This is a genomic window from Bacteroides faecis, from assembly GCF_020091505.1.
Taxonomy (GTDB): Bacteria; Bacteroidota; Bacteroidia; order Bacteroidales; family Bacteroidaceae; genus Bacteroides; species Bacteroides faecis.
In genome coordinates this window covers 1,889,899-1,901,469 of the sequence record NZ_CP081916.1, presented here as the reverse complement: position 1 = coordinate 1,901,469, position 11,571 = coordinate 1,889,899, and the positions used below count along the sequence as shown (strand labels likewise).

The 11,571-nt window shown below is 45.5% G+C and carries 8 protein-coding genes; all 8 read right to left on the bottom strand.

The window, feature by feature from the left end:
• Positions 1-8: 8 nt before the first annotated feature.
• A complete protein-coding gene (gene rodA / locus K6V30_RS07565; protein WP_055270963.1) occupies positions 9-1,466 on the bottom strand; it encodes a rod shape-determining protein RodA in 1,458 nt (485 codons plus the stop codon).
• Positions 1,447-3,309, bottom strand: a complete 1,863-nt coding sequence (gene mrdA / locus K6V30_RS07560; protein ID WP_055270965.1) for a penicillin-binding protein 2 — start codon at positions 3,307-3,309, stop codon at positions 1,447-1,449. Before mrdA ends, rodA begins: the two co-directional genes overlap by 20 nt.
• A gap of 2 nt (positions 3,310-3,311) precedes the next feature.
• Positions 3,312-3,809, bottom strand: coding sequence for a rod shape-determining protein MreD (mreD, locus tag K6V30_RS07555; RefSeq protein WP_010536454.1), 498 nt, complete (start codon positions 3,807-3,809; stop codon positions 3,312-3,314).
• Positions 3,809-4,651, bottom strand: a complete 843-nt coding sequence (gene mreC, locus K6V30_RS07550) for a rod shape-determining protein MreC (protein ID WP_055270967.1) — start codon at positions 4,649-4,651, stop codon at positions 3,809-3,811. The genes mreD and mreC overlap by 1 nt, the downstream gene beginning before the upstream one ends.
• Before the next feature lie 20 nt (positions 4,652-4,671).
• Entirely contained in the window at positions 4,672-5,694 is a 1,023-nt protein-coding gene (locus tag K6V30_RS07545) for a rod shape-determining protein (RefSeq protein WP_008762747.1), read from the bottom strand.
• A gap of 96 nt (positions 5,695-5,790) precedes the next feature.
• A complete protein-coding gene (gene purH, locus K6V30_RS07540) occupies positions 5,791-7,314 on the bottom strand; it encodes a bifunctional phosphoribosylaminoimidazolecarboxamide formyltransferase/IMP cyclohydrolase (protein ID WP_010536452.1) in 1,524 nt (507 codons plus the stop codon).
• A 151-nt stretch (positions 7,315-7,465) separates the two neighbouring features.
• The gene (locus tag K6V30_RS07535; RefSeq protein WP_010536451.1) at positions 7,466-9,502 is read right to left on the bottom strand and encodes a M13 family metallopeptidase; all 2,037 of its coding nucleotides are present in this window, start codon (positions 9,500-9,502) and stop codon (positions 7,466-7,468) included.
• Positions 9,503-9,515: 13 nt separating this feature from the next.
• Positions 9,516-11,471, bottom strand: a complete 1,956-nt coding sequence (locus K6V30_RS07530) for an ABC-F family ATP-binding cassette domain-containing protein (protein WP_010536450.1) — start codon at positions 11,469-11,471, stop codon at positions 9,516-9,518.
• Positions 11,472-11,571 lie beyond the last annotated feature (100 nt).

The window sequence follows — 11,571 nt, the reverse complement described above, 5'->3', positions numbered from 1 at the left end:
ATCCGTCTTTAAAGCCTTCTGCCTCTTCCGGCATCCAGTCGCAGGAAGATAAACAGCAAGATGGTGAATCCCCACAACGAAGAGCCTCCATAGCTAAAGAACGGCAGAGGAATGCCAATCACCGGAGTCAGCCCCAGTACCATACCCACATTAATGAAAAGGTGGAAAAGGAAAATACTGACCACCGAATATCCATAGACACGTCCGAAGGTGGAAGTCTGCCGCTCGGATAAAGCAATCAGCCTCAGAATCAATATAAGGAAAGCCAACAGGACAGCAGCCGAACCGATAAATCCCTGCTCCTCTCCTACTGTGCAGAATATGAAGTCAGTATCTTGTTCGGGTACATATTTCAGCTTGGTCTGTGTTCCATTCAGAAATCCTTTCCCGGTCAAGCCTCCGGAGCCAATGGCTATCTTTGACTGATTGACATTGTATCCCGCTCCTGTCAGATCTTCTTCCAGACCAAGTACAACCTTGATACGGATTTGCTGATGGGATTCCAAGATGTTATCAAATACGTAGTTACTGGAATACAGGAAGCCGATAGAGCCGATGGCAAACAGAGCAATCAGGAAATAGGAACGCTGACGTTCTCTCAATGCCAGATAGAGCAAATAGCCTACCACAATGACACAAAGCCCCCATTGCACCCATACCAGGCTAAAATGTATCCCATATTCAGATATCAAATAGGCAACAAGCAGAATAATCAGACTTCCCCCGATGATATTCCGTGTAGGTTCCCACTTTTTACGGTACACCCAGACCATTCCTCCGGCAAACAACAGGATCAATAACAACACGATAAATTCTCCTAAAGGTGTGGGAGTATCAGCTATAAAAACTTCGTCGAAACGAATGCCGACAACAAAGTAAATCACCGCACACAGACCGGCAAAAAGCACTACTCCGGGCATACCCTCGCGATAAAGCACCAAAAAGAATGCAAGATAGACCAGTGCCGAGCCTGTCTCCCGTTGTCCGATAATCAAAAGCATCGGAAGCAGAATGATGAAGCCTAAAACGAAAGCACACTTCTCTTTCTTTATGCTGAATGAGTATGAGTTCATATATTTCGCGAGTGCCAGCGCCGTAGCAAACTTGGCAAATTCGGCGGGTTGCAGACTGACCGGGCCCATCACCAGCCACGAACGCGATCCTTTCGTATCCGGCGCTATAAAGATGGTGACAATAAGCAGCACAATCATCCCCGTATATATAATGTACGCGAACATATCGTACATCCGGTCTTCCAGCATCAGCAGAACAAACCCCAGCCCGAAGGAGCAGATAATCCATACGAACTGTTTTCCGGCACGGGTAGAGAAATCAAGGAAGTCACGATCGCCATAGTCATAGCTCGCACCGCAAACGCTGAACCATCCGCCGACAATCAAAAGCAGATAGATACCAATCGTTACCCAATCCAATGTTTTCCACAAACTATCGTTCCTCGTTACCATATAAGATGATTCTGTTACTGATTTCTTCTGCTCTTAACTCATTCTCCGGTGACAACTTCCCTTTCATATATTGTTCCATCATCAATGCACCGATCGGTACTCCATAAGTAGCTCCCCATCCGCCATTCTCCACATAAACGGCGATAGCGATCTTAGGCTTGTTCATCGGAGCGAAACCCATAAACACAGAATGGTCATGTCCCCGATTCTGTGCCGTTCCCGTTTTTCCACAGGCTTCAAGGTCCGGAACCATTACGGACAGCATGCGGCAAGTACCTCCGGTAGCGGCAGCACGCATTCCCTCTACTACAGATTCATAATGTCTGCGTTCTATCGTAGTGTTGCGCGGATGACGGTAAATACTGTCTAACTGCGCATCCTGAATCTCCTTCACAATATGCGGCGCAGTAAAGTGTCCGCGGTTAGCGATTGTTGCTCCCAGATTAGCTATCTGAAGAGGGGTAGAGAGGATTTCGCCCTGTCCGATAGAGATACTGATCACCGTCAGTCCATTCCAGTGTCCGCGATAAGCCTTGTCATAAAACTGAGCATTAGGTATCAGACCACGTTTTTCTCCGGGTAAGTCGACTCCTAATTTATAGCCGAATCCCTGAGAAACCATGTGATCTTTCCAGACCGTTATGGCATTCTGCGGAGAGCCGTACTTACGATCGCCGAACATACGGAATAATCCCCAGCAGAAATAAGAGTTACAAGAAGTCGCAATAGCCGGAATCAAAGGCAAAGGCGAACCATGAGCATGACAGCCCACCGTCAGACGTCCATAATGGAAGCCGTGAGAACAGGGGAAAGAAGGACTTTGCTCCGTAATGATTCCTTCCTGCAGGAAGGTTAATCCCTGCGCCGTCTTGAAAGTAGATCCCGGAGGATAGACTCCCATCAACGCACGATTGAGCAATGGTTTCTGCTTATCACGTTGCAGCATCAGATGATTCTTACCACGCTGGCGACCAATCATCAGGTGCGGGTCGTAGTTCGGCGATGATACCAGACAAAGGATTTCTCCGGTTTCCGGCTCGATAGCTACAATACTTCCGATTTTATTCTTCAGCAACCGTTCACCTAACATCTGCAAATCAATATCCATGCTCAATGTCAAGTTCTTACCGGGAATGGAAGGACGGTCATACTCTCCATCCATGTAACGTCCCTGAATACGTCCGTGAGCATCACGCAGCAGAATCTCCACTCCTTTTTCTCCACGCAGGTATTTCTCGTAAGATCTCTCGACACCTAACTTTCCTATATAATCTCCGCGAATGTAATATCCTTCTTCATCCGCCTCCATATCCTTGGCAGATACCTCACCGATATCTCCCAAAGCATGGGCAGCCGCATTGTAAGAATATTGCCGGATCGTACGCCGCTGAATATAAAAACCGGGAAACTTAAACAGTTTCTCTTGAAAGACGCCACACTCTTCAGCAGAAAGCTGCGACATGAAAAGCTGGTTGGTATAGCGGGAATATCCCGGATTGCGGCGGCGGTCTTTCATATCACTCATAATCTTGAGGAACTGGGCACGGGTGATACCCAACGACTCACATAAATCGAGTGTATCCAGATTTTCCACCTCTTTCGGAACGAGGGTGATATCATAAGCCGGTTGGTTGAACACCAGCAGTTTGCCGTTACGATCGTAAATAGCTCCCCGCGAAGGGTATTGAATTTTATTCAGGAAAGCATTGCTGTCGGCATTTTTCTTGTAGTCGTCTGTCGTTATCTGCAAGACAAAGAGGCGTATCAGATAAATCAACACAATAGTTAAAGCAATACCCCCGATAACAAATTTCCGCTTCTCTAATCTATAATCTTTTGCCATTCCTATCTCCTTATTCCTTCTACAGCAAGAATGCAGGTTAAAGTCAGAAGGGTGCATGAGATCACCCGCAATAACAACAGCCAGATGCTGGTAAATGAGAAGAACTCAATGCTGAGTAATGCCAGACTATGCACGAAAACGCTTGCCGTGGTATATTTCAGAAAAGGAGTAATACCCATGCTCTTGAAAGACGGGATGATACTGTCCAGATTGTCACGCGGAGTAAACAGACGCAGCAATGACGGACGCAGAAAGGCCAGCAACACGGTTGCCGCAGCATTCATCCCCGGAGTATCGGCAAAGATATCAATGGTTAGTCCGAAAAAGAAAGCCCACAGCATCAATTCATTCCGGGAAGTTCCGGAAGCGAACTTCAGTATAAAGTAAATGTAGAGAAAAGGAGTAGCATATCCGGCAATATGTACATTGTTCAGGATAAGCACCTGAAGAAGTACCAGCCCGACGAACCATCCAATTCTATGTATATAGGTAATTATCATTATTTCGTAGTCTTATTTTCCAGTTCTTTCTGTTCCTGCTGACCGTTCCGGGCTATCACCCGCACATCACTCACCTTTCCGAAATCGGTAGCCAACTTGATTTTCAACAAATAAGACAACCCGTCATGTGAGTCGGACATATCATCAACTGTTCCGACCATGATTCCCTCGGGGAATACGGTAGAAAAGCCGCTTGTCACTACTGTATCACCCAGATTAAACTCTGCATGACGAGGCAAATCTTTCAGATAAGCATACCGGGAATCTCCATGTTCCCACTTCAGATAACCGAAATAATCACTTCCGACAATCTTGCAACTGACATTCGACTTACTGTTCAACACCGAAATCACTACCGAATAGGAAGGGGATGTTTCATAAACAATTCCCACAATTCCGTTTCCATCCACCACTCCCATTTCAGGGCGGATGCCGGAAGAAGAGCCTTGATCGAGCGTAATGTAATTATCCGCCTGATTCAGACTGTTCTTTATGACACGTGCTTTGAACAACTGATAATCTGTCTGAGGTATCTCCTTGATACTGTTTACAGTGACAGAATCTACCTGATGCTCCCGCAACGCCTTTTCCAGATTAGTGATTTGTTGTTCGAGTGCCATGTTACGGTCCAGCAAGTCTTCGTTGACCGACTTAAGATGAAAATAAGAGCTTATTCCTCCCGAAACTTCATAAACTGCCCCTACAACCACATTGGCAGAAGTGAAAAAAGTACTCTGCTGGTAGCTGTTGAACCGAAATAACAAAACAAAACTGGCTACCTCTAATACGATGAAGAGGAACCAGTAATTGTATTTCAAAAGGAAGTTTATTAAATTCCGCATGAATAATGATCCGTATTATTTTATCTCATCAAGAAAGAGAAACGGTCTACATTCTTTAATGCCACACCTGTACCTTTGGCTACCGCGTGCAAAGGATCTTCAGCAATGTGGAAAGGTATGTTAATCTTATCCGTCAAACGCTTGTCCAGTCCGCGAAGCAATGCACCACCACCGGCAAGATAGATACCATTGTGTACGATATCCGCATATAGTTCGGGCGGCGTATTTTCCAATGCGCTCAGGATGGCTGTCTCTACCTTGGAAATGGATTTCTCCAGACAGTGTGCCACTTCCTGATAGCATACGGGCACTTCCATCGGAAGAGCTGTAATACGATTCGGACCATGAACGATATAATCTTCCGGAGCGTCATCGCCAAGCTCGGTCAGGGCAGCACCTACATTGATCTTAATACGTTCTGCCATACGTTCGCTGACTTTCACATTGTGCTGACGGCTCATATATTCCTGGATATCTGCGGTCAGATCATCTCCGGCGATACGGATAGAGTTGTTGGAAACGATACCTCCCAAAGAGATAACGGCAATTTCAGTAGATCCACCACCTATATCCACGATCATGTTTCCTTCGGGCGCTTCTACATCAATACCGATACCGATCGCCGCAGCCATCGGTTCGAATATCAGATAGACGTCACGTCCGCCGGCATGCTCTGCTGAGTCACGAACGGCACGGAGTTCTACTTCCGTACTTCCCGACGGTACACCGATCACCATACGGAGAGACGGTGAGAACAAGTGATTACGAGTATTTACTTGTTTAATCAAACCGCGCATCATTTGCTCGCAAGCATAGAAGTCGGCGATCACTCCATCCCTCAACGGACGAATAGTACGTATATTTTCGTGGGTCTTTTCGTGCATCAACTTCGCCTTTTCCCCAACGGCGATCATCTTATCTGTACGGCGATCCAAGGCCACAACCGAAGGCTCATCCACCACAATTTTCCCATTTGTGATGATGATGGTATTGGCTGTTCCCAAGTCCATCGCTATTTCTTGTGTAAAAGAGAATAATCCCATATTTTTAAATGAAGAATTAAGAATGAAGAATTAAGAATGGGGAATGCTGTTATGGACAGGCATTTTTCATTATTAGTTCTTCACTCTTCATTAATATTAGTGTTTAAAATGACGGATACCAGTAGTCACCATTGCCATACCGTGCTCGTTGCAGTATGCAAAAGTAAGATCGTCTTTCACTGATCCACCCGGTTGGATGACTGCTGTAATACCTTCTTTATCCGCAATTTCCACGCAATCCGGGAAAGGGAAGAAGGCATCTGACGCCATTACCGCACCATGCAGATCGAATCCGAATGACTTGGCTTTTTCAATTGCTTGTTTCAGGGCGTCTACACGTGAAGTCTGTCCCACACCGCTTGCGAGAAGCTGTTTACCTTTGGCCAGCACAATAGCGTTTGACTTGCTGTTCTTTACGATCTTGTTGGCAAACAACATATCTTCTACTTCTTCCGGAGTAGGAGCTTTGTCTGTCACCGTTCTCAAATCAGCCACCGTTTCTATATTCGTATCTTTATCCTGCACCAATACACCGTTCAGCAAAGCACGGAATTGCTTCTTCGGCAATTTGGCTTCTTTGCGAACCAGAATGATGCGGTTCTTTTTCTGTCCCAGAATCTCGAGTGCGTCTACGTCATAGTCCGGCGCGATAATTACTTCGAAGAAAATCTTGTTGATCTCCTCAGCAGCTGCTTTGTCAATCACTCCGTTGGTTATCAATACACCTCCGAAAGCAGAAACCGGGTCTCCCGCCAACGCATCTGTCCATGCATCCAGTACGGTAGAACGGGAAGCCAGACCACAAGCATTGTTATGTTTCAGGATAGCGAAAGTCAGATCTTCGTACTCGTCGATCAAATCAACGGCAGCATTGATATCCAAGAGGTTGTTATATGAGATTTCCTTACCGTGAATCTGGTCGAACATAGCATCCAGATTTCCGTAGAAGTAACCTTTCTGATGAGGGTTTTCACCGTAACGGAGTTGCTTCTGGCTGTTTACCGAACAGCGGAAAGCAGAACCTTCGCCGGCATCGAAATAATTGAAGATAGCTGAATCGTAGTGAGAAGAAACGGCAAATGCTTCTTTTGCCATCCAGCGGCGTTCTTCGAGCGAAGAAGTAGCACCGTGTTCCATCAACATATCCAGCAATGGTTTATATTGAGCCTGAGAAGCTACGATGATCACATCGTTGTAGTTCTTGGCGGCAGCACGAATCAAAGAGATTCCACCTATATCGATTTTTTCAATGATGTCTGCTTCGGATGCGCCGGAAGCTACGGTAGCTTCAAACGGATACAAGTCGACAATAACCAAATCTATTTCGGGGATTTCATACTTTTCAATCTGTTGAATATCCTGTTCCAGATCACGACGGCAAAGGATACCTCCGAAGATTTTCGGATGTAATGTCTTCACTCTGCCACCCAGAATTGAAGGATAAGTGGTCAAATCTTCCACTGCCTTACAAGGATATCCTAGTGATTCAATAAACTGACGAGTTCCGCCTGTTGACAGAAACTCTACTCCTTCTTCGTAAAGTTTGGTAATAATTTCATCCAAACCTTCCTTATGGTATACAGATACCAATGCAGTTTTTATTCTTTTAGACTCTGACATTGAATTGCTTATTAAGTATTTGGTGTGCAAAGTTACGAAATATTGTTTATCGTACGTAATAAATAAGGTGTGAATTAATAAAAAAAAGCGTTGACTATTCCAAGTGGAAAGTCAACGCCTCTTTGCGCATATTAGTTATAATCAATAAATATTACCAGATAGACACACGTTTGTCTTTAGCTACGAACATAGGATCATGTTCGGTGATATTGAATGCTTCGTACCAATTCTGGATATGAGGCAGCGCACCGTCCACACGCCATTTTCCTAAAGAGTGAGGATCGAGTTTGGTCAGTCGGAGAATCTCTTCCGGACGGATATGTCCTGCCCATACGTTAGCATAAGCGAGGAAGAAACGCTGTTCGGGAGTAAATCCGTCAACAACTTCCAGTGGTGCTGCTTCCATAGCTTTCTTGAAAGCCTGGAAAGAAACCTGCAAGCCACCATGGTCGGCTATGTTCTCTCCCAAAGTCAGTTCACCGTTACCATGCACACCGGGAGCCACTTCGATACTGTCAAAGAAGTTCACCATTACCTGAGCACGTTCTTCGAACTTTTTGGCATCTTCTTCCGTCCACCAGTCTTTCAAGTTACCGTCTTTGTCGTATTGGCGACCCTGATCGTCGAATCCGTGAGTCATTTCATGACCGATTACCACACCGATAGCACCGTAGTTCATCGCATCATCAGCGTTCATATCGAAGAACGGAGCCTGCAGAATAGCGGCAGGGAAACAGATTTCGTTGGTTGTCGGGTTATAATAAGCATTCACCGTCTGAGGTGTCATCAACCATTCGTCCTTGTCAACCGGTTTGCCTGCTTTAGCAATCATATCATTGAAATCCCATTGGCTGGCACGTTCGATATTGGCCCAATAAGAATCATCTTTGATTTCCAGAGCAGAGTAATCTTTCCATTTATCCGGATAACCGATCTTTACATGGAAGGTAGCCAGTTTCTCCAGCGCTTTCACCTTTGTCGGTTCGCTCATCCATTCCAATGCTTTAATACGCTCACCCAAAGAGCTCTGCAGGTTCTTCACCAGTGCAACCATACGTTCTTTGGCAGCGGCAGGGAAATATTTCTCTACATACATCTGTCCTACGACTTCGCCCAAAGAGCCGTCTACGGTACTTACCGCGCGTTTCCAACGAGGCTGCATTTCTTTCTTGCCGGACATGGTTCTGCTATAGAAGTCAAAGTTCTGTGCTACAAAATCATCGCTCAGGAAAGAGGCTGCTGCATCGATCAGATTCCATTGAAGATAGAACTTCTGATCTTCAAGAGGTACTGTGTTTATGATATCGGCCACTTCCTTCATGGCTGCAGGCTGACCGATATTCACTTCTTTCAGGTCTTTCAGCCCGGAAGTAGTGAAGTAAACATCCCAGTTGAAAGTAGGGAAGTTCTTTTTCAGCGTTTCCATATCCATCTTATTATAGTTGGCATGCGGGTCACGCAACTCTACCTGTGAGCGGGCAGCTTTGGCAAGACGTGTTTCGATATTCATTACGGCAGTCATTGCTTTCTGTGCGGTAGCTTCGTCATAGCCAGCCAACTGGAACATTTTAACGAGATGTTCCTTATATTTGTCGCGGATGTTTTTAGTCTGTTCGTCATCTTCCAGATAATAATCGCGCTGTCCCATTCCGAGACCGCCCTGATAGGTCTGAACCATATTCATGGAACTGTTCATATCATCCGCACTTACAAACATGGTAAAGTAAGGACGTATTCCTTTCTTCTGACTTTCGGCGATGTAGGTATAAATCTCTTCCTTATCTTTGAGTGCATTGATGGCCTCCATTTCTTCTTTGATCGGAGCCGCTCCTTCTTTGTTCAGTTTCACGCTGTCCATAGCGATATTATAAAGATCACCCACTTTCTGAGCAGCGCTGCCCGGAGCGTTATCCGTCTTTGCAGCCAGTTCGGCAATCAGTTCCTTCAACTGTTCACGGCTTTTCTCGTGAAGCATATCGAAAGAGCCGAAACGTGAATACTCGTCTGTCAGCGGATGACTTTCAATCCATCCACCACAGGCATACTGATAAAAACTTGTACCCGGCATTGCCGTGGTATCCAGATTAGCAAGGTCGATACCGGACGTTAGTACGGCCTCTTTCTTGCTATTACATCCTGTTGTCATAAGGCATACGGCAAGAATTGGTAAATACTTGGTTACTTTCATATTGTATAATAAATTAGTTTTTCACTTCTTCCAACTCCATCGAAACACGTTCCCATTCTTCAACAGTGGTATCCAATTGCTGCTTCAACTTCTGATGCCGTTCGTACAGTTGCATATCTGATGCTCCTTCGGGAGTTGCCATCTTTGCTTCCAAAATAGCGATGGCAGATTCTGTTTCTTCTATCGAAGCTTCACAATCGGCTACCTGCCGTTCGAGTTTTTTTATCTTTTTGTTAAGTTCCTTCTGCGCCTCATACGAAAGTTTGTTCTCTGAAGGCTGCTCCGAATCCGCTTCGTTACCTTTGGCAGACGCGGTAGGAGAAGCTGAAAGAGAAGCACTTTTCTGAAGTTCATTCAGGCTATCGATCTTCTTCTTTTGCAGAAAATCGTAGATGCCACCCAAATGTTCTTTCACTGTTCCACCTCCGAACTCATATACTTTAGTCGCAAGTCCGTCCAGAAAATCACGGTCATGGCTGACAAGTATCACTGTTCCGTCAAATTCTCGGATAGCTTCCTTCAATACATCTTTGGAACGCATATCCAGATGGTTGGTAGGTTCGTCCAGAATCAGGAAGTTCACCGGCTCCAGCAACAGCTTAATCATAGCCAGACGGGTACGTTCTCCGCCGGAAAGCACTTTTACTTTCTTATCCGAAGCTTCACCGCCAAACATGAAAGCACCCAGAATATCACGTATCTTCAACCGGATATCCCCCGTCGCCACCCGGTCGATCGTATCAAATACCGTCACGTTCTCATCCAGCATCTGCGCTTGATTCTGTGCAAAGTAGCCGATCTGTACGTTATGCCCAATCGTCAGTTTGCCATCAAAATCAATCTCGCCCATAATACATTTTACCAGTGTGGACTTACCTTCTCCGTTCTTTCCGACAAATGCTACTTTTTCTCCTCTGTTAATCGTCAGATTCACATCGTGGAAAACAACATGATGTCCGTATGCCTTACGTACATCTTCGCAAATAACCGGATAATTTCCGCTACGGCTGGCAGGGGGGAATTTCAAACGGAGGGAAGAGTTGTCTTCCTCGTCCACTTCAATGCGGTCTATTTTTTCCAGTTGTTTGATACGGCTTTGTACCTGTACGGCTTTGGTTGCCTTATAACGGAAACGTTCGATAAAGTCTTCCGTATCCTGTATCTGTTTCTGTTGATTCTCGTAAGCACGGAGTTGCTGTTCACGACGTTCTTTGCGTAATACGACGAACTCATCATACTTCACTTTATAGTCGTAAATCTGACCGCAAGTAATCTCAATGGTACGAGTAGTTACATTATTGAGAAATGCACGGTCATGGCTGACCAGTACTACGGCATTGGCACGGGTAGACAGGAAATTTTCCAGCCATTGTATACTTTCGATATCCAAGTGGTTGGTCGGCTCGTCGAGCAGAAGTACATCCGGACGGCGAAGTAAAAGCTTTGCAAGCTCGATACGCATACGCCATCCACCGGAAAACTCGGAAGTCGGACGAGTAAAGTCTTCTCTACTGAACCCCAATCCCAACAGGGTACGTTCTATTTCCGCCTGAAAGTTGGTTCCGCCCATCATCAGGAAGCGGTCGTTTTCATGTGTGAAGCGGTCTATTAACTGATGGTATTCTTCGGATTCATAGTCGGTTCGGTCGGCAAGCTGCTGGTTCATCCGTTCTAGATTTGCCTGAAGTTCGAAAATGTGCTCGAAGGCTAGCTCTGCTTCCTCCATCACCGTACGGACATCCGAAAGGATCATCACCTGTGGCAGATAACCAATCGTTACATCTTTGGGAACGGCTACTACGCCATGAGTCGGGTTTTGCAGACCTGCCAATATTTTCAGCATAGTCGATTTGCCCGCACCGTTTTTACCGACCAACGCGATACGGTCTTTTTTATTGATAACATAGCTGACGTCCGCAAAGAGCGGTGTCGCATTAAATTCTACTGATAGTCCTTCTACTGAAATCACTTCTGTCTCTGATTTATAAGATTTTGGATTGCAAAGATAATGAATAATTATTGGAAAAAGGGTAGTATTATCCGTTATGACAGACAAAAAAAGCAGTCAT